Annotated in this window: 20 protein-coding genes and 1 pseudogene; 14 read left to right on the forward strand and 7 right to left on the reverse strand. The window is 51.4% G+C overall.

What is annotated here, in order from left to right; genetic code table 11:
- Positions 1 to 850: 850 nt before the first annotated feature.
- The 7 genes and pseudogenes from ACOTSW_RS00120 to dnaA form a co-directional block, all read right to left on the reverse strand.
- A pseudogene (locus ACOTSW_RS00120) lies at positions 851 to 2,272 on the reverse strand (site-specific DNA-methyltransferase); the annotation flags it as partial.
- A 162-nt stretch (positions 2,273 to 2,434) separates the two neighbouring features.
- Positions 2,435 to 3,274 (reverse strand): hypothetical protein, encoded by an 840-nt coding sequence (locus ACOTSW_RS00125; protein WP_423680329.1) that lies wholly within the window; start codon positions 3,272 to 3,274, stop codon positions 2,435 to 2,437.
- A 9-nt stretch (positions 3,275 to 3,283) separates the two neighbouring features.
- Positions 3,284 to 3,916 carry a hypothetical protein gene (locus ACOTSW_RS00130; protein ID WP_423680331.1) on the reverse strand — a complete coding sequence of 211 codons (633 nt, stop codon included), beginning with the start codon at positions 3,914 to 3,916 and terminating at the stop codon, positions 3,284 to 3,286.
- Between the two features lie 12 nt (positions 3,917 to 3,928).
- Positions 3,929 to 4,723: a TIGR04255 family protein gene (locus ACOTSW_RS00135; RefSeq protein ID WP_423680332.1), complete on the reverse strand. Its 795-nt coding sequence runs from the start codon at positions 4,721 to 4,723 to the stop codon at positions 3,929 to 3,931.
- Positions 4,724 to 5,242: 519 nt separating this feature from the next.
- Positions 5,243 to 7,747: a DNA topoisomerase (ATP-hydrolyzing) subunit B gene (gene gyrB / locus ACOTSW_RS00140; RefSeq protein WP_423680333.1), complete on the reverse strand. Its 2,505-nt coding sequence runs from the start codon at positions 7,745 to 7,747 to the stop codon at positions 5,243 to 5,245.
- Positions 7,748 to 7,941: 194 nt separating this feature from the next.
- A complete protein-coding gene (gene dnaN / locus ACOTSW_RS00145; protein ID WP_423680334.1) occupies positions 7,942 to 9,048 on the reverse strand; it encodes a DNA polymerase III subunit beta in 1,107 nt (368 codons plus the stop codon).
- A 264-nt stretch (positions 9,049 to 9,312) separates the two neighbouring features.
- Positions 9,313 to 10,695, reverse strand: a complete 1,383-nt coding sequence (gene dnaA / locus ACOTSW_RS00150; RefSeq protein ID WP_423680335.1) for a chromosomal replication initiator protein DnaA — start codon at positions 10,693 to 10,695, stop codon at positions 9,313 to 9,315.
- Between the two features lie 520 nt (positions 10,696 to 11,215).
- On the opposite strand from dnaA, the gene rpmH reads away from it, so the two are divergent.
- The 14 genes from rpmH to ACOTSW_RS00220 all read left to right on the forward strand — a co-directional run bounded on the left by rpmH (position 11,216) and on the right by ACOTSW_RS00220 (position 22,997).
- A complete protein-coding gene (gene rpmH, locus ACOTSW_RS00155) occupies positions 11,216 to 11,350 on the forward strand; it encodes a 50S ribosomal protein L34 (RefSeq protein WP_061535510.1) in 135 nt (44 codons plus the stop codon).
- A 40-nt stretch (positions 11,351 to 11,390) separates the two neighbouring features.
- Positions 11,391 to 11,798: a ribonuclease P protein component gene (gene rnpA, locus ACOTSW_RS00160; protein WP_423680336.1), complete on the forward strand. Its 408-nt coding sequence runs from the start codon at positions 11,391 to 11,393 to the stop codon at positions 11,796 to 11,798.
- Between the two features lies 1 nt (position 11,799).
- On the forward strand, positions 11,800 to 12,099 hold the full coding sequence (yidD, locus tag ACOTSW_RS00165; protein WP_186896068.1) for a membrane protein insertion efficiency factor YidD: 300 nt from the start codon (positions 11,800 to 11,802) through the stop codon (positions 12,097 to 12,099).
- A 9-nt stretch (positions 12,100 to 12,108) separates the two neighbouring features.
- Entirely contained in the window at positions 12,109 to 13,854 is a 1,746-nt protein-coding gene (yidC, locus tag ACOTSW_RS00170; RefSeq protein ID WP_423680337.1) for a membrane protein insertase YidC, read from the forward strand.
- Positions 13,855 to 14,009: 155 nt separating this feature from the next.
- Positions 14,010 to 15,416 carry a tRNA uridine-5-carboxymethylaminomethyl(34) synthesis GTPase MnmE gene (gene mnmE, locus ACOTSW_RS00175; protein WP_423680339.1) on the forward strand — a complete coding sequence of 469 codons (1,407 nt, stop codon included), beginning with the start codon at positions 14,010 to 14,012 and terminating at the stop codon, positions 15,414 to 15,416.
- 165 nt (positions 15,417 to 15,581) lie between these two features.
- The gene (locus tag ACOTSW_RS00180) at positions 15,582 to 16,817 is read left to right on the forward strand and encodes a tyrosine-type recombinase/integrase (protein ID WP_423680341.1); all 1,236 of its coding nucleotides are present in this window, start codon (positions 15,582 to 15,584) and stop codon (positions 16,815 to 16,817) included.
- A gap of 75 nt (positions 16,818 to 16,892) precedes the next feature.
- Positions 16,893 to 17,129, forward strand: coding sequence for a hypothetical protein (locus ACOTSW_RS00185; protein ID WP_423680342.1), 237 nt, complete (start codon positions 16,893 to 16,895; stop codon positions 17,127 to 17,129).
- A gap of 101 nt (positions 17,130 to 17,230) precedes the next feature.
- The gene (locus ACOTSW_RS00190; RefSeq protein WP_423680343.1) at positions 17,231 to 17,977 is read left to right on the forward strand and encodes a hypothetical protein; all 747 of its coding nucleotides are present in this window, start codon (positions 17,231 to 17,233) and stop codon (positions 17,975 to 17,977) included.
- Positions 17,978 to 18,173: 196 nt separating this feature from the next.
- Positions 18,174 to 18,413 carry a helix-turn-helix transcriptional regulator gene (locus ACOTSW_RS00195; protein ID WP_423680344.1) on the forward strand — a complete coding sequence of 80 codons (240 nt, stop codon included), beginning with the start codon at positions 18,174 to 18,176 and terminating at the stop codon, positions 18,411 to 18,413.
- A gap of 97 nt (positions 18,414 to 18,510) precedes the next feature.
- Positions 18,511 to 18,954: a hypothetical protein gene (locus tag ACOTSW_RS00200; RefSeq protein ID WP_423680345.1), complete on the forward strand. Its 444-nt coding sequence runs from the start codon at positions 18,511 to 18,513 to the stop codon at positions 18,952 to 18,954.
- Positions 18,955 to 19,088: 134 nt separating this feature from the next.
- On the forward strand, positions 19,089 to 19,589 hold the full coding sequence (locus ACOTSW_RS00205; RefSeq protein ID WP_423680346.1) for a hypothetical protein: 501 nt from the start codon (positions 19,089 to 19,091) through the stop codon (positions 19,587 to 19,589).
- Between the two features lie 138 nt (positions 19,590 to 19,727).
- Positions 19,728 to 20,432: a hypothetical protein gene (locus tag ACOTSW_RS00210; RefSeq protein ID WP_423680348.1), complete on the forward strand. Its 705-nt coding sequence runs from the start codon at positions 19,728 to 19,730 to the stop codon at positions 20,430 to 20,432.
- 862 nt (positions 20,433 to 21,294) lie between these two features.
- A complete protein-coding gene (locus ACOTSW_RS00215) occupies positions 21,295 to 22,074 on the forward strand; it encodes a class II glutamine amidotransferase (protein WP_423680350.1) in 780 nt (259 codons plus the stop codon).
- A complete protein-coding gene (locus tag ACOTSW_RS00220) occupies positions 22,071 to 22,997 on the forward strand; it encodes a LysR family transcriptional regulator (protein WP_423680351.1) in 927 nt (308 codons plus the stop codon). The genes ACOTSW_RS00215 and ACOTSW_RS00220 overlap by 4 nt, the downstream gene beginning before the upstream one ends.
- Positions 22,998 to 23,009 lie beyond the last annotated feature (12 nt).

The raw sequence follows: 23,009 nt of genomic DNA on the forward strand, positions 1-23,009 counted from the left end.
GCGGCTCACCGGCCGCGCTCTTGTCCTTGAGCTTCTTGATGCGGGCATCGGGTAGGCCCGTGACCGAGAAGATTTCCGATGCACGGGTGGTCTTGAGCAAGTCGCTCATCGCCACGTCCGGAGTCACGGCCACATAGGTGCAATGGATGCGCAGCTTGGGGTTGCCGTCCTTGTTCCGTTCTTCGATGAGTTCGCGGGCCTTGGCTTGGATAGCAAACGCGAAGAAGTACAGGTGGTCGTAGCGCAGGAAGTGGGCTTCACGGGCCGCTTCGAACACCATATCGGCCGACACCGCGCCAGCTTCTGGGCCGAACACGATGGCAATGCGTTTGCCATCGGCGTCAGCCGCTTCGGCATGTAGGATGTCGCCATCGCCGTTGCGTCGAATCTGTTCAAGCACCAGTTCGCGATTGCCGGGGAGGCGCAGGGTCTTGGACTGGCGCAGGACCTGCGTCATGCGCTCGATGTGGGTCGCCGCATCACCGTAGGTCGCCATGGTTTCCTGAACCATGCGCTGCGCACCGTCCTCATTGGCGGGCGCCGCCTCGTCGATGATCTGCGCGGGTGCGATGGTGGCTTCGACGACGAACGGACCGGCAACGCGAACCACATCCTTGCGTTCTTCCGGACGGTCAACCAGCACTTCCATAGCAGGCTGCTCGTCATTGGCAATAGACTTCAGGGTGATATGCGGCACCAAGCCGCCGACCTCTTCGCCCTTACGGTTCTGCTTGCGCTTGTAGACGAAGCCCCCAGAAGGCCCGAGCCTCTGGTCCTTGAGGTCGTAGTAGGGGAAGGTCGCAGTCAGCAGACGCTGACGGGCCAGCGCCAAAGGAACGCGCGAGGTGTCACAGGTAATCCATCGACGGCCCCATTGCTCCGCCACAAAGGCCGTCGTGCCGGAGCCGCAGGTCGGGTCGAATACGAGGTCGCCGGGGTCGGTGCACATCAGCATGCACCGCTGAATGACTTTCGGCGACGTTTGAACCACATATAGCTTTTCCGACGCGAAACCGGCTATGCCAGTATCTTGCCAAAGGTTCCCGTACTCAAATATTGGAAAATCGTCAAAGAATCTAACGTAATACAGGCCGCCAGAAGTTGCCTCAAGTCGATTTGCCTTAGCTAAGGCATCGAGACCCTTCTTGTCAGTTTTAAATGTTCCTTTTCCGGGGGTGAACTTCCTTTCCTGAAACTCATACTCTCGCAAATCTCCTTCTTGCGCGGGCCTTTGGCTGGTCAAGTTATCGATTCGGTAAATTTTTGCTCCGGCGGGCAATATGCCAAGGTCGGCTCTCTCTTCAGCCGTTAATCCTCGCTTAGTGCCATCTGGAAGCAATACCTTTCCATAGGCTGTTCCACCCTCACCGCCCACAACCTTGGATTGATAGACAGGGTGATACTTGACCCTCTCCTTGTCTTTGGCATACCAAACAATGTAATCCGTAGTCGCTGAGAGCAATTGCCCGCTGGAACTTGATGTCTTACTAAAGGAAATAATTGATACAAAGTTTCCAGCCCCAAACACTTCGTCCATGATTTCGCGGACGTGGTGAAGGTTGTCATCGGAGATTTGTACGAAGACGCTGCCGCTATCGGTCAGCAATTCCCTCGTGAGCATCAACCGGTCTCGCAGGTAGGTCAGGTATGAGTGCAGCCCAAGCTCCCACGTATCCCGATACGCCTTGACCATTTCCGGTTCACGGGTCATTTCGTCGTCGGCGCCATGCTTCACGTCGCGCTTGCGGACGAAGGGCTGGAAGTTCGAACCGAACTTGACGCCGTAGGGCGGGTCGATGAACACCATCTGAACCTGACCACCCAAGCCCTCGAACTCCAGCATGGAGTTCATGACCTGTAGGCTGTCACCCAGAATCATCCGGTTCTGCCATGGCCCCTTGTGCTCGTAGGCATCCAGCCGGTCGGTAACGTCCAGTTGCGGGTCGCCGAACAGGTCGAGGTTGGTGCCCTTGGCTTTGCGATGCTTGATGCCGTCGAGGATGGCCTTGGTGGAGTGCCGTTCGTGCACGAACAGCGGCGTGGTGGGGACGCTGAGCTGATGCCGTTCGGCCTTGCCTGCCCAGTTCAGGAAGGGGCCTGACAGGGCCTGCAGGAGGTCGGCAGCCGCCTTCAAGGACTGCACCTGCACCCCACCACCGCGCCAGACCTGCGGGGCCGCGAAGACAGTCGCTTCGCCCTCGACCGAACAACGCCCAATCAGCGCAATCAACCACTCACCCAGTTCGCGGTCGCGGTTCTCGTCCCACGACATTGCGGGGTCCAAGCTGGAGTCATAGCTGTACAGACGGTTCGGCTTCTTGACCGTGAACTGGTCCTGCACACCGACATCGGGTCGCTGGACGGCTTCCTGCTTGTGCTTGTACTGCTCGGCGGAGTTGTCACTCACTGGGTTTCCTCTCTGATTTGATGGTTCTTATTCGGCCAGCACCGGTTGCTGGGGGTCGGCGGCAAGGCTAATGTGGTCGAGCCGCCAACGCTTCAATTGCTTGAACTGCTGGTAGGTCAGCACGGATTCTGAGACGGCATCACAGGAACCGAGTTCGATGTGCTGCCATGTCTTAGTGGGCTTGAAGAGCTTGTCCTCGAACGCGGTCTGAATGGCCTTGGCTGCTTCGATGGCAGCCTTCTCGGCAGCATCGAAGTCCGGGTCGGCGGCGTGCAGGATGGTGATGTCGAGGGTGTAGGTGTCGCCGGGGCCGTCCCGTGTGACCTCGACGCCCCCATCCACGTCGAAGAAGACGCCCGCAATGAGTTCCCCATGCGGCTTCACCGCCTTGGCAATCTTTTCATGCAGCTTGTATTCTTTCGAGGTCAGCCGACGTTCGAACTCGTCAGGGAAGGCCGCACGACGGTAGCGGCTCGCCAGCCACATCTGAAAGATAGCGTGGTTCTCAGGGGTCAGGTGGGCGTCGGTACGCGGCCCAAAGTCGTTCAGCGCGAGCTTGTCGATGACGACCTTGGATGTCGCCTCGAATTCGGCCCAGCAAGCAGAAACGCCCACAAACTCGACATGAAGCTTGCGGGCGTTTTTCGCGTGGGTGCAGTTGCCGTCCTTGTTCGTCACCAGACGACCGACGACAACCTCGATGCGGGGTTCCCCATCAGGGGCTTGTGCGAGGTCGCAGTCGTGGCTGGCGACGATGACAAGGGTGTTCTCAGGGTCGGTGGTGTGACCCAGCCCCAAGGCCGCGATGGCATCGCTGCCTAGCAGATGTCCTTGGCGCCACGGGGTATCACGGTTCCACTCGGCCACGTTTCACCCTCAAGCATCGTCGCTGGCCGAAGGGAGGTCGAAGTCGGCACTGGCTGGCGTCTTCGCACGGTTCGCGAACCGGGCCGCCATGCGTTCACGCTGCGCGGCCTCGCGCTTGTGGATGTGAACCAGTTGCAGCGCAGCATCCCGTGCCGACTCACCGGCTTGGGCCACCTGCAGCAGCGTCCGAGCATTGGCGAACTTGCGCTTCAGCAGTGCAGCGTTGACGGTGATGCCCTCATGGTCCAACACGTCGGCAGCTTGGGCGAGGTCCTGCAGCTTGGCGGCATTATCTTCCGCGACCGGCTCTCCGTTGAGCCAGTTGTAGACAGACTGACGCGAAACGCCGAAGGTGGTCGCAAGGTCGGAGATAGCGGGCTTCAGCACCTCTCGGATGCGAGACAGGTCTTGAGCTGGAGTGCGGACAGGCGCCACGTCGGCCACGACCACGGGCGCCATGTGGTGCATCTCATGAGCAGTGCGCTGCAGGTGCTCAATCGACAGTTCACCGCCAGTACCGATGCCGGTCAGTGTGGCACCGGCCGCAACCATCCACCCTGCCAAGCGAACAACGGTGGACGAGACACCCGTTGCGGCAGGTCGGTCGGTCACCCAACCGCCATAAGTCATTGTAGTGCTCATGATGTTCCCCTGTTAGGCCCAAGAGGTTCGTGCGTGGTCGGTGACCGTGGCATTGAAGGATTTTACGATATCGTCGTGCAGCGCTGTCAGACGTGCACCCACCTTGGCGAGTTCAAACGCTTCTCGGTAGGCGATGGACGCGTCCGTATCTACGATGGCATGAAGGCTCTTGCGCTGGGTGAATCGCGGGTCGATGGTGGGAGCCAAACTGCCCAGCTCCATCGGAAGCCCAATGTGGTCATCGCGGATGAGTACACGCGACACAAGCTGACCCGATGCAGTCAGGACGCTAGTTTCGCTGACCGAATGCTGAAGATGGCCTTGCTCACGCTGAGAATGGCCCAGCACTTCAGGCACGAGGAAGTCACGCAGCGTTTCACCCTCCTTCGAAGGCTGGACTGCATCCAAGTACCGCAGGCCAATGCGCTCCACGAAGTCGAGGCGAAGCGCGTCATGAAGGACTCCGAGGCCTTTTAGTAGGGTCTCGGAGAAAGTTTCGAAGGTGTCGTAGCGGGTGGTCTGGAACGACAGCGTGTTCGTTTCCAACAGGAACAACGAACGTCCGTCGATGTCACCGAACAGATAGCGAGCCTGCGGCGTTACAGTTGGCGCAGCCATCTGGCCCTGCTCCGCATTACCGAAGGGCACCACAAGTCGCTGGAAGACTTCCTTCTTGTAGTCTGGGAAGTGCGCCTCGCGCATCTTCGACTGAATGGCAGGAATGTAGCCATCCAAGTCCAATACCGGATTGAACTGTACCTGCGCAACCGTGTAATAGACAGGCGCGTTGTTCAGTTTGGTTCCCATAGTATCCTCGACAGTTGACTTGACGCTTAAGTTGACACTTTACATCATGGTTGACAGTGAGGGCAAGAAAAAAGTTTTACTGAGCGAGTTCTGCATCTCGCAGAATTCATACAAACAAGCCCAAATTTGGAGTGTGCCTGTTGGACATTTTCGTGCTGTTTGCTTGTGATTTTGTGCGTCATAGGAGCCCCGTGCTTGCTGACTTAATCCAGCACCTTGAACAGGCTTGTAATAGCAAACGCTTCTGCGTTACTTGTACGATTTGAATAAACACGGGCGTTCCAAATATCGGACTATCAAGAAGTTAGTATTAACCCCTTATCTTTGCTTACTCTCGTGAAAGTGTCGCAGTCCCAAGGTTCTTAGTTGTAGATTCACGGACACCCTTGGCTGCTTTGTAGTAGTTTCGAGCTAAATGCTTAAGGAGACCATGAAATTAGCTATTAAGGAGCACCCACCGATAAATGTCTCAAGGGGTGCTTCACAAAGTCTCAGTTTATGGTTCCCGCTACAGTTACATCAAACGTCAATATTCCCCGCTCTTAGCGCATTCCCTTCAATAAACGCACGTCGTGGTTCCACATCGTCGCCCATCAATGTCGTAAAGATCTGGTCGGCGGCGATGGCGTCTTCGATCTGCACTTTCAGCAGGCGGCGTACGGTCGGGTCCATGGTGGTTTCCCACAGTTGTTCCGGATTCATTTCGCCCAGACCTTTATAGCGCTGTTTAGAGACGCCGCGTTCGGCTTCTTCGCGCAGCCACAGCATGGCGTGGTGGAAATCTTGCACGGCAATTTCTTTGACGCGTTCGCCTTCGCCACGGCGGATGAAGGCGCCTTCGCTCAATAAGCCTTTGAATGTGGCCGCTGCGTTTGCCAACACTTTGTAATCGGCGCTGACAACGAAATCAGATTCGATATTGCTGACTTTGATGTTGCCATGATGCAGGCGTTCTACACGCAGGCTGCGGGCACCGTTGGCATCGTCGATGACGGCGACGACTTTGACAGCCGGATCATTGATGGCGGCAGTCATCAGTCGGGCAGTTTCTTCGGTGCTTGCTACGCTTTCAAAATTCAGGGTGACACCGGTCATGATTGCTGTCAGCGCGGCGCGATCGATCAGGCGTGTCAGGCGGGTCATGATGGCGTTGGCCAGATTGTATTGGCGTACTAATTCGGCCAGCGCGTCACCGGTAATCGGCGCTGCGCCTGTGCTTGGTATCAGCGATGCATTGGTCAGCGCCACGGTCATCATGTATTGCGCTTCTTCGGCATCGTCTTTGAGGTAGCGTTCATCGCGACCTGCTTTGACTTTGTAGAGTGGTGGTTGCGCGATGTAGATGTGGCCACGTTCGACCAGTTGCGGCATCTGGCGATAGAACAGGGTCAGCAGCAGTGTGCGGATGTGGGCACCGTCAACGTCGGCATCGGTCATGATGATGATGCGGTGATAGCGTAATTTATCGGCATTGAATTCGTCAGGGCCGATGGATGTGCCGAGGGTGGCGATCAGGGTAGTGATCTGTTCGCTCGACAGCATTTTTTCAAAGCGGGCTTTTTCTACGTTCAGCACTTTACCGCGCAGTGGCAGAATCGCCTGGAATTTACGATCGCGGCCTTGTTTGGCCGAGCCGCCCGCAGAGTCACCTTCGACGATATACAGTTCGCTCAGTGCAGGGTCTTTTTCCTGGCAGTCAGCGAGTTTAGAAGACAAGCCTAAACCATCCATCACACCTTTACGACGGGTCAGTTCGCGGGCTTTGCGAGCCGCTTCGCGGGCGCGTGAGGCTTCCACGATTTTGCTGCAAATGATTTTGGCATCGTTTGGTTTTTCAGCCAGATAATCCGTCAACGTTTTTGTGACGATTTCTTCGACAGGACCGCGCACTTCTGAGGAGACTAATTTGTCTTTTGTCTGCGAGCTGAATTTTGGTTCCGGCACTTTGACGGACAAGACGCAGGTGAGGCCTTCGCGCATGTCATCACCGGTGACTTCGACTTTGGCTTTCTTCGCGTATTCGTGTTCGTCGATATATTTATTGATGACGCGGGTCATCGCTGCGCGCAAACCGGTCAGATGCGTACCGCCATCGCGCTGTGGAATATTGTTGGTGAAGCACAGCACTTGTTCGTTGTAGGCATCGTTCCATTGCATGGAAACGTCCACGGTGATGTTGGTACCCTGATCTGACATTTTTTCGCCAGTTGCCTGGAAAATAGTCGGATGCAAAACGGATTTATTTTTGTTGATGTATTCAACGAAACCGCGCGTGCCACCTTCGAACGCAAATAATTCTTCTTTGCCGGTGCGGTGGTCATTCAGTTTGATGCGCACACCATTGTTCAGGAAAGACAGTTCGCGGATACGTTTTGCCAGAATTTCGTAATGGAATTCTACGTGCGTGAAGATTTCTTCATCGGCCCAGAAATGCACTTCGGTGCCGCGTTTGTCTGTTTCGCCGATCACTTTAATCGGTGATGTCAGCACGCCATCCACGGTTTCGAGTTCGCGGTTCTGTACTACACCTTTGGCAAATTCCATGGTGTGCACTTTGCCATCGCGACGTATCGTGAGTTTCAGTAATTTTGACAGGCCATTTACGCAGGAAACACCCACACCGTGCAGACCGCCGGATACTTTGTAGGAGTTCTGATCGAATTTACCGCCCGCATGCAATTCTGTCATGACGATTTCAGCGGCGCTGCGTTTTGGTTCGTGTTTATCGTCCCATTTGATGCCGGTAGGAATACCGCGCCCGTTATCGGTAATCGAGATGGAATTGTCGGTATGGATCGTGACGTTGATTTCGGTACAGTGACCCGCCAGCGATTCGTCAATCGAGTTATCTAAAACTTCGAATACCAGATGATGTAAGCCGGTGCCGTCCGATGTATCGCCAATGTACATGCCGGGGCGCTTACGCACGGCTTCCAGGCCTTCCAGAATCTGGATGGAGGATGCGCCGTATTGCGCTGAACTGGCGGCTTGGGCTGGAGTATTGTCTTGGTTGTTATCGGACATGGCTACCTTCTGTTGTGTTTACTGCGTGTTCAAGGGTGTTAATACCCTCTTGCGTAACCGTAAGAGGGGTAGTGAAGGGCGTGTTCTTTTCAGATCGTAGTCGCAACCGGGGCAGAGAATGCCTGATTGGTGGCGGAATGACGCTGGCTTCACTCCATCCCGTTTTCTGCAAACAGAAAACGGGGTAAAGCATATTAGATCCGCATTGGCATGACGACGTATTTAAAGTCAGCGTTATCAGGAATCGTAATCAGCGCAGATGAATTGGAATCACCTAAAGCAATGTTCACTTGCTCGCACTTCAGGTTATTCAACACATCCAGCAGATAACTGACATTGAAACCGATATCGACGTTATCGCCACCGTAGTCGATTTCAATTTCTTCCATCGCTTCTTCCTGATCGGCATTCGTTGACAGGATTTGCATGCTGCCAGGCGCGATGACACAACGCACACCTTTAAACTTGTCGCTGGTCATGATGGCCGCACGTTGCAGCGAACGCAGTAACTGTTCGCGACCAAGCGTGAAATTGTTTTTGTAACCTTTAGGAATCACGCGGTTGAAGTCGGGGAATTTGCCTTCGACCAGTTTGGAAATCAATTCGATATCAGCAAAGGTCAGTTTGACCTGGTTATTCGCGATGTCGATCTGCACAGGATCATCTTTGTCTTCCAGCAAGCGCTGCAATTCAATGATAGTTTTACGCGGGATGATGACTTCGTGGCGTGGAAATTCCTGTTCGACCTCGACCTGGCAATACGCCAGACGGTGACCATCAGTGGCAACCGCGATGACGTTCTTGCCATCGACCACCAGCAACAGGCCATTCAGATAATAACGAATATCTTGTTGCGCCATGGAGAAATGCACCATGTTGAACAAGTGTTTCAGGGTCTTTTGTGGCAGATTCACGCTGGCATTGAAGTGCTCAGCCTGAGCGACGGTGGGAAATTCTTCCGCCGCCAGTGTCTGCAATGAGAAACGGGATTTGCCCGATTGCACACTCATGCGCTTGTTATCCAGTTTCAAGACAACATCATTGTCATCCGGCAGGGCGCGCAGAATGTCGAGCAATTTACGTGCAGCGACGGTAGTAGCGACGTTGTCACCGCCAGAGCCGATTTCTGCTTTGGTCGTGATCTGCACCTCAATGTCCGTTGAGAGGAACGACACTTGTTCGCCATCTTTGCGAATGAGGATATTGGCCAAAATCGGCAATGTGTGCCGACGCTCGACAATACCACTCACAATTTGCAAAGGCCGGAGCAGGGTATCCCGGTGGGTTTTAACCAATTGCATTTGAATATCCTCACTTATGTTGTTGATAAGGAACCTGATTTGTGGGCGCCTCAGTTAAGCTCACAGGCAGTTGCATCTCACTTGCTGCTGCCCGTGACTTTATCTGTTTCGTCTCTTATTACTTTTTATGTACTGCCTGACTACTTAAAAACTCAAGCCTGACCGGAAAAACGGGCGAGGCCTTTATACTTTGATTGCTGCTGTCACTTCTGCATCCTGATGGTTCGGTTATTTTAGCCCGACCAGACTTTCAAGCTTCAGCGATCAGCCCTTGAGCGTTTGTTCCAACACATGCAGCTCATGGTTGCACTCAGGGTTTTTCGCGCGATCAGCCGTGATCTTGCGTACCGCATGCAAGACCGTGGTGTGATCGCGTCCGCCAAATAATTCACCAATCTCAGGCAAACTCTTTTGCGTCAGTTCTTTTGCCAGATACATCGCAATCTGGCGCGGTCTGGCGATATTAGCCGGACGTTTTTTCGAATACATATCGGCGACTTTGATATTGAAAAAGTCAGCCACGGTTTTCTGGATGTTCTCTACCGAAATCTGGCGGTTTTGTACTGACAATAAATCTTTCAGCGCTTCTTTCACGACATCAATCGTGATGTCTTTGCCGTGGAAGCGGGAGTAAGCAAGAATCTTGCGCAGTGCGCCTTCCAACTCACGCACATTTGAGCGCAGATGCTTGGCGACGAAAAACGCGACGTCGTCTGAAAAATGCACACCTTCGGAATGCGCTTTTTTGAGCAGAATCGCGACCCGCATTTCCAGCTCCGGTGGTTCAATGGCGACGGTTAAACCAGAGTCAAAACGGGAAATCAGGCGGTCATCCATGCCCGTGATTTCTTTTGGATAAGTATCACTGGTGATGATGATCTGTTTTTTCGCGGCGATCAGCGCTTCAAACGCATAGAAAAATTCTTCCTGTGTACGGCTTTTACCACCAAAGAATTGAATATCATCGATCAGCAACAGATCGAGCGAATGGTAATAGCGTTTGAATTCATCAAAACCCTTGCGCTGATATGCCGTGACAACGTCGCGTACATATTGCTCAGCGTGGATGTAGCGGATTTTCGCGTTCGGGTTGTCCACCAGAATCTGGTTACCGATGGCATGAATCAAGTGCGTTTTACCGAGTCCGACGCCGCCATACAAAAACAGCGGGTTGTAAGACACACCCGGATTATTCGCCACCTGTATCGCCGCAGCACGTGCCAGTTGGTTGGCCTTACCCGTTACAAAGCTGTCAAAAGTCAGTTCGACATTGATGCGGCTCAGGTCGCGCCGTGGCGATGCCTCAGGTGCAGCCACCGTTTCCTGGACAATTTCGACATTGGCCGTGGAATGATCACCATCACTGCCGTTGCTGCGAGGGGTTGGTACAGCAGGCTTTTTGCCACCACGCGGATCGAGTACAAACTGCACTTCGACTTCATCATCCCAATATTGATTAGCTAATTCTGAAATGCGGTTAGCGAACTGGGCTTTGACCCAGTCGAGTTTAAAACGGTTAGGCGCAGCAATGCGCAGCTTGCCTTCTTCGAAGTCGAGCGGTACGAGAGGTTTGATCCAGGCGCTGTATTGTTGCGGTGGAAGCTCTTGCTCAAGTTGGGACGAACAGGCTTGCCAGAAATTTTCCATGTATGACTTTAATCTATTAAATGCAAATGCGCGGTGCCGAATCTATGAAGCGATTGCGAAATCGGTTCGCCATCCGGAAGCCGGAACGGCGCGTGTAGTTGAGTGAACACAGACGAATTTCGCAACAGTTTCTATTATCCTTTTTGAACTCATTGTATCTGAGTCAGATCAAAAAAGTTGCCTTAAAGGCATAAACCGGTGCCGCGCTAATCCTCTATTTTAACCTCGACTGCAAGAGTTATCCACAGCCTTGCGATTAAATTTATTCTTCCCGGTGCTACGATGAGCGTAAACGGACCTTGATTAAATTTTGTGCTAAGTGATTGACACGTAAGCTAAAAATGGTGTCTAATTCAGGGTTCCCTACCCTCTTTTATTGGATGGTGCATCGTTTTCACGACGTGCAGCAAGCCATGAGCAGCGGTTTTGGGGCAGTAAAGGTGAAAAGCCTGACGTCAATTGAACGCAAGCCTTTACCCGTAATTCCGATTTTTTTTATTGCTCAAATAGCGAGACCAACATGAAACGTACTTACCAACCTTCCGTCGTTCGCCGCAAGCGCACCCACGGTTTCCGCGCACGTATGGCAACCCGCGGTGGCCGCGCTGTTCTGAACGCACGCCGTGCCAAAGGCCGTAAACGCCTGGCAGCTTGATTGTAAATCGTTGGTCTGCGGCAGCTCTGGCTGACATCGCATGATCAATCATTTAACTGACCAAGTTCAGGCAGATGCGGGCGGCGCAGATTTTGCCCGCGTTCGTCGCATCGTTAAAACGGATGAGTTTTCATCCGTTTTTCGTTTGCGCCCCGTGCAAAAAACGCCGCATTTTGTGCTGTATGCCCGAAGTAATGATTTGCCGCATGCTCGTCTGGGCGTTGTCGCAGCCAAGCGCTTTGCGCCCCGTGCAGTGACACGCAACACGATTAAGCGCGTCACGCGCGAGATTTTCAGGCGTTCAGCGTTGCAAAACGTGGATTGTATTGTGCGCTTATCCAGACCAGTGAACAGCAAAGATGGTCCTGCGACAACTGCCCGGCTCAAACGTGAGCTGCGGGCGGAAATCGTGCGTCTGTTCGCTGCGCCTGCTTGTAAGGCTGGCTGACATGAAAACACTGCTGCTCCTGTTGCTACGCTTTTATAAGTATGCAATCAGTCCTATGCTGGGGCAGAATTGTCGTTTTTACCCCAGTTGTTCCGAGTATGCAGCAGAGGCGATTCAGCTGCATGGCGCCGTTAAGGGAAGTTATTTAGCTGGCAAACGCCTGTGCAAATGTCATCCCTGGCATCCTGGTGGCGTGGATAATGTTCCACCTGCCGGTGAAAAAAATAAGACCGTCCCCACATCCGACAAGTGTTGCCACGATCATACTGGCGACACTGGTCATTCCTCACACCTTTCCTGACATACACAAATGGATATCAAACGTACCGTCCTGTGGGTTATTTTCTCTATGTCGCTGTTGCTCCTGTGGGATAACTGGATGCGCCACAACGGCAAATCATCCATGTTTTTTCCTTCCGCGACCACGCAGCAAAGTAAAAATGCCAGTGCCTCGGCTTCTGCCTCCGCTGTGGCCGCACCAACACCGGCAGTCAGTGCAAATGGCGCTCCGGTTTCTGCGAATAACCCTGCCGTTGCTCCTGTCAAGAGCGAGATCATCACGATCACGACTGACGTGATGAAAGCCGATATCGACACGCTGGGTGGTGAGGTTCGACGTCTTGAATTGTTGAAATACAAAGAAGACGCCAAACACGAGCATTTCTACACACCGTTTCTGGAAGCCGTTGGCCTGAAACAAAAAACAGAAAATCATAAAAACGTGGTTCTGTTTGATGCAGGTGAAAAGCGGATCTATCTGGCGCAGACAGGCCTGATCAATGGTGCGTTTCCTAACCATAAATCTGTGTTCGTTGCGAAACCGGGTAAGCGTACGCTGGATGCAGATAGCAGCGTTCAATTGGTGCTTGAGTCAGAACAGAATGGCGTGAAACTGACTAAAACCTTTACCTTCAAAAAAGGTGATTACGCAGTTGGTGTTCAACATACGGTCAGCAACAACAGCACTGCGGCGATTACACCATCGCTGTACTTGCAGTTAATTCACGACGGCACGAAACCAGAGGGTGGCTCTATGTTCACCGGCCCAAGTGAATTTTATGCACCTGCAATCTATACCGATGCTGAAAAATTCCAGAAACTGGATTTTGAAAAAATTCATAAAGCCGAAAAAGAACTGGCTGGCAGCAGCAACAACAGCCATGCGAAATCAGCCGATAACGGCTGGGTTGCAGTGATACAGCATTTCTTTGTTTCCGCATTTGTACCGCAAGACAAGGGCACACGTGAGTTCCGCACGGAACAAGTGAAAGAAAATGTCTTCTCAGTCAGCACCGTATTGCCGCTGGGTAGTATCGCTCCGGGTGCAAGCAAATCCAGTGATGCCGTTTTATATTCTGGTCCGCAATCGACTGCCACATTGGAAAAAATTGCCCCAGGTTTAGAGCTGGTGAAAGACTACGGCATCCTGGCAATTATCGCTAAACCATTGTTTGGTCTGATGGAGTTGATACACGGTCTGATCGGTAACTGGGGCTGGACTATCGTTGCCTTCACTATTGCCATCAAACTGGCTTTGTTCCCGTTGTCGGCTGCCGGTTATCGTAGCATGGCTAAAATGAAAGTCGTCACACCGAAGATGCAGGCAGTGCGCGAGCGTTATAAAAACGATCCGCAAAAAATGAATCAGGCGATGATGGAGTTGTACAAAACTGAGAAGATCAATCCGCTTGGTGGCTGCTTCCCTATCCTGATCCAGATGCCGATTTTCCTGGCCTTGTACTGGGTATTGCAAGCCAGCGTGGAAATGCGCGGCGCGCCGTGGATGGGCTGGATCACAGATCTGACCGCACCTGATCCGTTGTTCATTTTGCCCGTGATTTACGCGATCTCGATGTACATCACAACCAAGCTCAATCCGGCACCGGCAGATCCTATGCAAGCGAAGATGATGATGTTCATGCCGTTAGCGTTTTCCGTCATGTTCTTCTTCTTCCCATCTGGTCTGGTATTGTACTGGGTCGTGAATAATATTCTGTCGATAGGTCAGCAATGGGTGATCAACAATAAATTGATTCCACCAGAGCACAAGGCTTAACGTCACACCAGAAAAAAGCCCGCGTTGCGCGGGCTTTTTTTTATCGCTGCAACGATGTTCAGGCAGCAAGGTGTACTCTCAGCCTGTCGCATTTCAGTCACAGCTATTCAGACAATTCTGCACTTGATCAGTGCAAGCACAGATAAAATTTCAACATGACTTACGATCCTATTCCCATCGCCGCCATTGCCACTGCCCCCGGACGCGGAGGCATCGGCGTGGTGCGGATTTCTGGCAGAAATCTGGCTGCCGTGATGACAGCGCTGTTTGGCAGCACCCAGTTAAAGCCTCGTCACGCAACCTATCTGCCTTTCACACAAGCCGATGGCACGGTCATCGATCAGGGCATCGCCTTATATTTCAAAGCGCCGCATTCATATACCGGCGAAGACGTGATTGAGTTACAAGGGCATGGTGGTCCGGTCGTCATGCAAATGTTGCTGAGTCGCTGTCTGGAAGCCGGTAAAGAATCTGGTCTGCGCCTGGCAGAGCCGGGTGAATTCACACAACGCGCGTTTTTGAATGACAAACTCGATCTGGCACAGGCAGAGGCGGTTTCCGATCTGATCGAAGCATCGACCGAAGCTGCCGCAAAATCGGCTTCGCAATCTTTGTCCGGCGCGTTTTCTAAAGTGATCCATGCATTGGTGGAGAAGGTCGTGCATCTGCGTATGCTGGTCGAAGCAACACTGGATTTTCCTGAGGAAGAAATCGATTTTCTCGAAAAGTCGAATGCGCGGGGCCAGCTATCGCAGATCCAGACTGCTTTGCAAAACGTGTTCGAGCAGGCAGCGCAGGGCGCTTTACTGCGTCAGGGCCTGAATGTCGTGCTGGCTGGTCAGCCCAATGTCGGTAAATCGTCTTTACTGAATGCGCTGGCAGGTGATGATGTGGCCATCGTCACACCGATTGCCGGTACGACACGCGATAAAGTGACGGAAACCATCCACATCGAAGGCATACCGCTGAACATCATTGATACCGCAGGCATACGTCATGAACATGACGATACTGAGCCGGGTGGCATCGTGAATGCGATTGATACCGTTGAGCGTATTGGCATTGAGCGCACCTGGGCTGAGGTTGAAAAGGCGGATGTGATTTTGCATCTGCTGGACGCCAGCCGTGGCCCTACCCGTGCCGACGAAGCGATCGTTGCGCGTTTTCCTGATGGTGTTCCGGTGATTCGCGTCTGGAACAAAATCGATCTCTCCGGTCATCATGCCAGCGTTGATCCCATGGAAGATGCAACGCATATTTACCTGTCCGCCTCTGAGCATATCGGCATCGATCTGTTGCGCAAGGAATTATTGCGTATTGCGGGCTGGCAGCAAACAGGTGAGTCCTTATATCTGGCTCGTGAACGGCATCTGATTGCGTTGAAGCAAGCACATGAACATCTGCAAAATGCCGCTGAATACGCCGCGCAAAATGATCAGTCGCTGGATTTATTCGCCGAAGAACTGCGCCTGACTCAGGATCGTCTCAACAGCATCACAGGTGAATTCACATCGGACGATTTGCTGGGTGTGATTTTCTCGCGTTTTTGTATAGGCAAATAAGCTGTCTCCTAGCTACTGCAAAGGTTGCCCATTAATTTTCAATTTTCACTAAGAAAAACAAGTAGTTAGTACAAAGTTTGCCCATAGTTAGCAATTGACAGCAACAAGTTTTTAGTACACAGTTTAGTACACAAAGTTAACAACATTATGAATTGTGTACTAACGATGCCTAAAGCCGCCACTCCCCTATCTGACACTAAGATCAAATCCCTGCAACCGAAGGGGAGCCGCTACACCGTTTCTGATGGGGCGGGGTTGTCGCTTGAGGTTATGACTTCAGGGTCAAAGATATGGCGGTATCGTTATTCACTTCACGGTAAGCAGCAGCCACCCTTATCACTGGGCGAGTATCCAGCGGTAGGATTGAAGGACGCAAGAAAGCTGGCTGCAAAATATGCCGAGATCGTTGCGAAAGGCGTTTCCCCAGTAGCGGATATTCAAAAAGATCGGGGAAGCGCCAAAGCGTTGAATACGCTACGCACGTTTGGCGATTACTGGTTTCTTTCCGAGATTCAAGATAAATCACTTGCATACAGAACCCAGACGCGCAGGGCGTTGGACAAAGACATTTATCCTGCGATTGGTAACAAGGCATTGACTGAAGTTAATGCAGGTGACGTGCTGACCATTTGCGACAAGATCAAAAGCAGAGGCTCACCACAATCCGCACTGTTCGCCAGAAACACATTAAAGCGCATGTTCTCGTTTGCTATTTCACGTCAAGCCACATTAACAAACCCCGCGCAGCAACTCATCGCCCGATATATTGCGACACCACAAAGCAGAACCCGTGTTCTTTCCCCAGATGAGCTTGGCACTATGCTGAGAAAAATTTATGCGTCAGACATGGCGCGACCTTCCAAGCTGGCGCTGCATCTGCTGGTTATTACGATGGTGCGCAAATCTGAAATGATCGAGGCGGAATGGTCAGAGATTGATTTTGATGCTGGCATTTGGCGTATTCCAGCAGAGCGCATGAAAAAAGATAAAGAGCACTGGGTTTATCTGCCAAGACAAGCAATCAGCATGTTTGCAGAGTTAAAAGAGTTATCTCACAGCCAGCGGTTTGTTTTTCCGATGCGCAGAGGGAACGAAGATAAGCCTATTCACAAATCAACTCTGAATGTCGCCGTTCGCGCAATGGACGCAGGGATACAGCATTTTGTGATTCATGATTTCCGGCGCACAGCATCTACTCATTTGCATGAAATGGGGCAATCATCAGACGCAATAGAAAAGGCGCTGGCGCATAGTATCAAGGGCATCAAGGGCGTATATAACCGCGCAGAATATGCCGATGAGCGCAAGAAGATCATGCAGCTATGGGCGGATTTTGTGGATGCTCAGATAGAGGAAGGCCGCAAAGTAGTGATCGGTAATTTTGGTAAAACAGCAGCATAAACAGAGCTTCACCTAGCCTGACGGCATCAGGCGGTTAATTCAGATAGCGCGACAATTGAGAGAAGGCGGTTAAAGATGATGAACGCAAATAATTTTACGCAAGCACGCCAGCATCAAAAAGTTACACAAATAAGGTATGACGATGAGTGTATTTATATTTCTTTTGATGATGAAAAACTGCCATCCCTAGAGGTAGGGATAGAGGAATTTAAAGACAAACACATGGACATTTACGCCAAGTTTCCAAAGCACAGGCAATTGCAGTTTGAAGCATCGCTATCCAACTTTTACAAGTTTGGTTCCTGTATTTGAAATAACCAGTTTAACCATGCCTACCGCGACGGCGGGAAAACAAGCATTGCCCCTTTGCTTGCTGGCATGGTTTCCGTTTTTTAGGGGGATGGGGGTGACGTATGAGCGGTATTGACAAATTACCTGATCTATCGGATTGGTTGATTGTGGAGGTATGGACGATTGAAGAAGCGGCCTTACTTTGGGCAGGTATAAATCCACTTGATGCGGCAGGGTATGACATTGGGTTTGGGGATGCCGTAAATAGATGTGCTGCAAATATTCGCCAGAGGGACAAGGCAAAGGTGCTTCTGAGGGCGCTTAAAGAGGCTGTATCTAATGGTACGTTGCCTTTTGTAAAGTCCTATGAAATGCGAGATGACTATAGCAATGGAGCATACGAAATTGAAATTGGACACCCTAATACCCCAGATGCGGATCTAATGATAACTAGCAGAACAAGAGTTCAACAGGCCGCAGTTATCAAGTGGGCAAAAACAAAAAATGTTCTGTCATATCGAGAAGAAGTTAGGCGTGCTGATGCTATTGCAAAAAATAAAAGGTTTGCTGATTCACTTAACGAGACCCCACAGAAGGAAATCGACGCAACTCGTTTATGTCTTCCTCCACCCCCTTTACTCACAGAAAACCATCCGTTAGCACCAGCAGAACTACTTGCTGCTACAAAAGTATGGGAAACCGTAGTGACTGATGAAGCCCTTCGTTCAAATGGAAAAACATTTAAAAAGAACGCGCTCCGAATTTTAAATCAAGACGAAAACTACAAGGCATATAGCAATGAGGCAAAAGAAAGAATTGCAGTCGTGGTAAATCCAGTTAAAAAGGGCGGAGCACCAAAAACGCCATAATACCCCCCTATGAGACCCGCATGGATAAAGGGTTTGCGTAACCTACCCACCTATTAAAACCTATTACCTACCCACCTATTCCATTTAATGGCTAGGTGGGTTTTCTTAACTTACCCAGCTATTTAACGTCATTGCCAACACCTATCTTTGCATCACCCCGCCACATTGAGGCGGCAACAAGCAAAGATAGGCAATCATGAGCAATCAACCAAACCCAGCACCACAAAGCAAAGCCCTTCCAGCCGATGGCATGAGCCGTTGGAATCAAATAGCCCCATTCTCGCCATTCTGCCGCGAAAAATTCCGCCAGTTAGTCAAGGCAGGTAAAGCACCGCAGCCAGTCAGATTTTCCGAACGCTGCACGGCATACCCTAACCGAGAGCTTCACAAGTTCTTTGCAGACCCTCTGAATTACCGCGCAAAGGTGAGCAAATGAGCGACCGCATATTGTCCACCTGCATACTGCTGGAAATCATCCCAGACCTTGCGCCCTTGGCTGTCCTTGCCTTGTGTTTTGCGATAAGGGGAAGCGTATGAACCTCCCTCAAAAACAAAATGCCTCCGGTCAGGGAGGCAAATACTTCACTAAGCTGGCAGGCGGTGTGAAATTAAAAAGCAATATCTTTCGATGTGGCGTTCAGCATATCAGCAAACTCCGGCAAGAACTAGAAGCTAATAATCTGGGGCTGAAATCAGCATCCGGTGAAGCGCAAATAACGACCTTACTTCAGGTTTTAATGTATCTAGGTGATCGCGGCATCAACACCAAAGAGGGTGAAGGCTGTGGCTATTTCAGGATCGCCACACGCATACAAGAACTGAAGGAAATGGGGTATTGCATCTTGTCAAAGAGAGAGAGAATCATTGGCGCTGACGGCCTGATACATCACGGCATCGCCCGCTACGTTTTACTTCGGGAAAGAGATATTAAAAGTCCTCAAGGTGAACTGGATTTAGGGGGCGTCTATGACCACTAATTCTTGGTTAGATCAGCTACATTTCCTGCTGGAGAGGTTTTCCTATTTGGGGATAGGTGATGACTTGGCATCGATGGATTTAATCGAGCTATGGGGCGTTTATCACTATTTGCGCCGATTGGCAGAGGGATAGCATGAGCCGATTAAAAGACCGTGCGTTAAAGGCCGCAAAGGAGGCACGCGGCGGCGGGCAATTTCTCCCGCTGCCGGTTGGTGTACTCCAAAGCCAAGCCCTCGCTAATCTCTCACCCTATGCGTGTAAGTTGTTGCTTGATATTGCCAGTCAATGGCGGTTAGGCTGGAATGGTGACTCAAGCACAGCATTTGAAAAAGTCTTACGTGTTCGCGGCTGGCGTTCTAAAACGACGTTGCATAAGGCATTACGGGAGTTGCTGGCGTCTGGCCTGATCGTGCAGACACGTCTAGGCTCACTCCATCAATGCAGCTTATTTGCGCTGGGCTGGCTGGCAATCGATACCTGTGGCGGCAAACTCGACATACAAGCAACGACCCGCCCCATGAACAATTGGCTAGACCCGATCAAACCGAAAGAAAATAAAGTTCCCAGTACAGCACGTGTACCGATACAACGCAAAAACACAGATTTAGGTACAGCACGTGTACTAGACGGATAGGCAGAAATGCCTTTTAAGTACAGGAGGTGTACCTAAACGGGTATTTTTATGCCACCGTAGTGTTCAGCACGTGTACACCTCTATAGATTTACCATCTCTATACGAGAATGAGAAGTGAGGGGAAAAAGGAATAGCCGCATGACGCACAATATCGAAAATCACAAAAAGCATGTTGGCGCTGGCAACATTCACCCATTGAAAGCAAAGCCGGAGAATACAAGTATGGATGCTGTCACCTTTAAAGAGCTGGCGCGACCGCTGATAAAGGTTCGCTACAGCATCAGGAAGGCGGTGCAATCGTTGAATGCAAGCCGTGATGAGGCATATCAGCATGGAAGGAGAGCGAGGCAGCTAAAAGCCTATAGCAGCCCATTCTATGCTGGCAGAATCGCAGAGTTAGAGCAGGCAGCCAGCGCCATTCACAAAGGGACGGAAAGCCTCAGGGGGAAATTAAAGGCATGGGGCTATTTGCTCACAGACATAGCCCATGTACTGGATAGCTGCACTACGCTGGCGCAGAGGTGCGACCTGTTGAACGTGAACATTGCCGACCGTGGCGACCTGACAGAATCTGATGGACTGGTTCAGATCATCTTTGCGCATGGCTTGGAAGATTCAGCAGAACACCGAGGAAAAGACTTTAAAGAGGGGGCGATGTTTGAGGCTTTGCGATTGGTTTTCATGGACTTCCTGACCAATACCGACGAAGGGAAAGCATTAGGTGATTCGCTATTTGAGGAAGTCGGGCTATTTGAGTCCATAGCGACCTACACAAAAGACAATGACGGCAATCTGAAGCCCACGCCACCAAAGCTAAGTCTGGTGAAGCCTACCTACCATTAGCACCAGCGCCAGCCATGTACTAACCCTGTGCCAGCCCCGTGCTGGCTTTTTCATTGGTTCGCATTGGCAAGGTGCGCAAACGAAGGTACGCAGAAGGTACGCAGCCCTAAGCGGATATTCCCGAGCCAGAAGCAGCCAGCCTCATAGAGGAAGCCAGCACAGACGGAAAAATATAGTTCCGCCCTTCACTCAGATAAGTGCGCAATGAGGTACGCAGCCTGTCACATTGTCCTCAGGTGCGGACTCGCTGCGGACTAGTGCGCAATGAGGTACGCAGCCTGTCACCTATTCAGACTTTTCCGAGGCCATAAAAAAGGACGCGCAAGCATCTTTTAGAAACAACCCCATGAAAGCGAATGTCAACTTACCGATGTGGCGGAGGCTCCTGAAGGTCTGATTTAGTTCGAGGGGGCGCAGAGGCTCGGACACAGACACTTTTTGCGATGGAAATACTTGATAGCCTATCGGATAGAACGAAATGATATTTAAATATTATGATGTGCTGATCTGATTAATTATTAAGCAAACCGATTGCGAGGTGTGACGGATGGCGATTACGCTTAGTAAGCATGGGGTACATTTTGTTTTTAGTACACAAGTTAGTACACAAAACGTATCGTAATTTTGAAAACCCTTACTGGGATTAGCTTTTAAGACCCTCTCTAGCTTCTGTATAGATAAGCAGGGCGCTTTATCTTAGCCGTTATCGCGAGAAACGTCGCGAGACTGTATTGCTGAAACCACTGATATGTTACCTGTTGACACCAGGCTGACTATCTCAGACTGAATATCCATCACCGGGGAGCATAAACAAGTTCGCCTATGTTAAGGTGTGCGGATACCGAATTTTTCTGTTTGCATCATGTGTCAATTACTAGGAATGAACTGCAATACCCCGACCGACATCGTGTTCAGTTTCACGGGTTTTGCGACGCGCGGCGGACGTACCGACGAGCATAAGGATGGCTGGGGCATCGCTTTTTTTGAGGGTAATGGCGTACGTCATTTTGTCGATCATCAACCCGCAGTCAGCTCACCGGTGGCTGATCTGATCAAGCGCTTACCGATACAGTCAAAAAATGTGATTGCACATATCCGTAAGGCGACACAAGGTGAAGTCATGCTGGAAAATTGCCATCCGTTTGTACGTGAATGCTGGGGACGTTACTGGGTATTTGCCCATAATGGCGACCTGAAAGAATTTGCGCCCGAACTCGATGGTAGTTTTTTACCGGTGGGGACGACCGATAGCGAACGCGCTTTTTGCTACATTCTGCAGCAAATGCGTCAGCGGTTCGGGCGAACTTTACCGGCATTGCCCGAGCTGACTTCTTTTCTGCGCGGCATTGTCAGCGAAATCGCCGCTTACGGCACATTCAATATGATGCTGTCGAATGGAGAGGCCTTATTCACTCACTGTTCGACCAAATTACATTACATCATCCGGCAGTATCCGTTCACGACAGCAAATTTATCTGATGAACAGGTGACGGTCGATTTTGCAGAAGTCACCACACCGGATGACAGAGTGGCGGTGATCGTTACAGAACCACTGACCAGCGACGAAATCTGGACCCAGTTTGCTCCGGGTGAAATGAAAGTGTTTGTTGATGGCAAAGTGCTGGCGGAGTTACCGGCATGAGTGCGCGTCCGGTCGATCAGCTTGATGCGAATCTGCTGCGGGTGCTGCATACCTTGCTGAGTGAACGCAGCGTCACGCGTACTGCAATGAAGCTGGGGCAATCGCAGCCCGCAATCAGCAATATGCTTAAACGCTTGCGCGATATCACTGGCGACGCGATTTTGGTCCGCGGTAAAAACGGCATGACACCGACTGAACGCGGGCAGGAGTTACTGGTGCTGGCAGGTCGGGGGCTGAGTCTGCTGGAAAGTATCGCCAGTCCGCCGCCAGCATTTGTCGCCGCAACCAGCGAACGGGTATTTCATCTTGGTGCGCCCGATTACCTCAGTGTTTTACTTATTCCTCTGGTCATGGAAAAAGTGCGGGAACTCGCGCCCAACGCAGTTCTGGTTGTGCATGCACTGAATGCCGGTTTTGATTATGCCGCCGCGCTGGAAAGCGGCGAGCTCGATTGCGTGATCGGTAACTGGCCGGATTTGCCGCCGCATTTGCATATCGCACAGTTGTTTGAAGACGATGTCGTGTGCATGGTGAATCGCAAGCATCCTGTTGTCAGCAAAGGATTGTCACTGAAATACTATCTTGAAATGGCACATCTGGCACCAACGCCTTACATGATGGGACATCGCAGCATTATCGATACCGCACTGGCAGAACAGGGGCTGAAACGTAAGATACAGATGACGATACCGTATTTCGGTATGGTGCCGTATATTTTGTCGAAAACAGATTTGATTTTCACTACCAGTCGCAGTTTTGCCGTTCAGTGTGCGAAAGACTGGCCGATAGAAATATTAGCGATGCCGATTGCGATGCCGAAGATGCAGTTCTTCATGTTATGGCACGAGCGGGTACATGCGGCAACTGAGGTGCAATGGCTGCGTCGCATCGTGGCGGAGGCCGCTGGCGAAGTCTATGCCTGAGTTCGGGCACAG

It is taken from the genome of Undibacterium sp. WLHG33 (assembly GCF_049544815.1).
GTDB lineage: Bacteria > Pseudomonadota > Gammaproteobacteria > Burkholderiales > Burkholderiaceae_D > Undibacterium.

What these genes read in the sequence shown, in the direction of transcription:
- ACOTSW_RS00135 (WP_423680332.1), bottom strand. Translation starts at nt 4,723, where the DNA reads ATGGGAACCAAACTGAACAACGCGCCTGTCTATTACACGGTTGCGCAG.
- ACOTSW_RS00195 (WP_423680344.1), top strand. Translation starts at nt 18,174, where the DNA reads ATGAGCAATCAACCAAACCCAGCACCACAAAGCAAAGCCCTTCCAGCC.
- yidC (WP_423680337.1), top strand. Translation starts at nt 12,109, where the DNA reads ATGGATATCAAACGTACCGTCCTGTGGGTTATTTTCTCTATGTCGCTG.
- ACOTSW_RS00205 (WP_423680346.1), top strand. Translation starts at nt 19,089, where the DNA reads ATGAGCCGATTAAAAGACCGTGCGTTAAAGGCCGCAAAGGAGGCACGC.
- yidD (WP_186896068.1), top strand. Translation starts at nt 11,800, where the DNA reads ATGAAAACACTGCTGCTCCTGTTGCTACGCTTTTATAAGTATGCAATC.
- mnmE (WP_423680339.1), top strand. Translation starts at nt 14,010, where the DNA reads ATGACTTACGATCCTATTCCCATCGCCGCCATTGCCACTGCCCCCGGA.
- rpmH (WP_061535510.1), top strand. Translation starts at nt 11,216, where the DNA reads ATGAAACGTACTTACCAACCTTCCGTCGTTCGCCGCAAGCGCACCCAC.
- ACOTSW_RS00215 (WP_423680350.1), top strand. Translation starts at nt 21,295, where the DNA reads ATGTGTCAATTACTAGGAATGAACTGCAATACCCCGACCGACATCGTG.
- gyrB (WP_423680333.1), bottom strand. Translation starts at nt 7,747, where the DNA reads ATGTCCGATAACAACCAAGACAATACTCCAGCCCAAGCCGCCAGTTCA.
- ACOTSW_RS00185 (WP_423680342.1), top strand. Translation starts at nt 16,893, where the DNA reads ATGATGAACGCAAATAATTTTACGCAAGCACGCCAGCATCAAAAAGTT.
- ACOTSW_RS00130 (WP_423680331.1), bottom strand. Translation starts at nt 3,916, where the DNA reads ATGAGCACTACAATGACTTATGGCGGTTGGGTGACCGACCGACCTGCC.
- ACOTSW_RS00180 (WP_423680341.1), top strand. Translation starts at nt 15,582, where the DNA reads ATGCCTAAAGCCGCCACTCCCCTATCTGACACTAAGATCAAATCCCTG.
- ACOTSW_RS00200 (WP_423680345.1), top strand. Translation starts at nt 18,511, where the DNA reads ATGAACCTCCCTCAAAAACAAAATGCCTCCGGTCAGGGAGGCAAATAC.
- ACOTSW_RS00190 (WP_423680343.1), top strand. Translation starts at nt 17,231, where the DNA reads ATGAGCGGTATTGACAAATTACCTGATCTATCGGATTGGTTGATTGTG.
- dnaN (WP_423680334.1), bottom strand. Translation starts at nt 9,048, where the DNA reads ATGCAATTGGTTAAAACCCACCGGGATACCCTGCTCCGGCCTTTGCAA.
- dnaA (WP_423680335.1), bottom strand. Translation starts at nt 10,695, where the DNA reads ATGGAAAATTTCTGGCAAGCCTGTTCGTCCCAACTTGAGCAAGAGCTT.
- ACOTSW_RS00220 (WP_423680351.1), top strand. Translation starts at nt 22,071, where the DNA reads ATGAGTGCGCGTCCGGTCGATCAGCTTGATGCGAATCTGCTGCGGGTG.
- rnpA (WP_423680336.1), top strand. Translation starts at nt 11,391, where the DNA reads ATGATCAATCATTTAACTGACCAAGTTCAGGCAGATGCGGGCGGCGCA.
- ACOTSW_RS00210 (WP_423680348.1), top strand. Translation starts at nt 19,728, where the DNA reads ATGACGCACAATATCGAAAATCACAAAAAGCATGTTGGCGCTGGCAAC.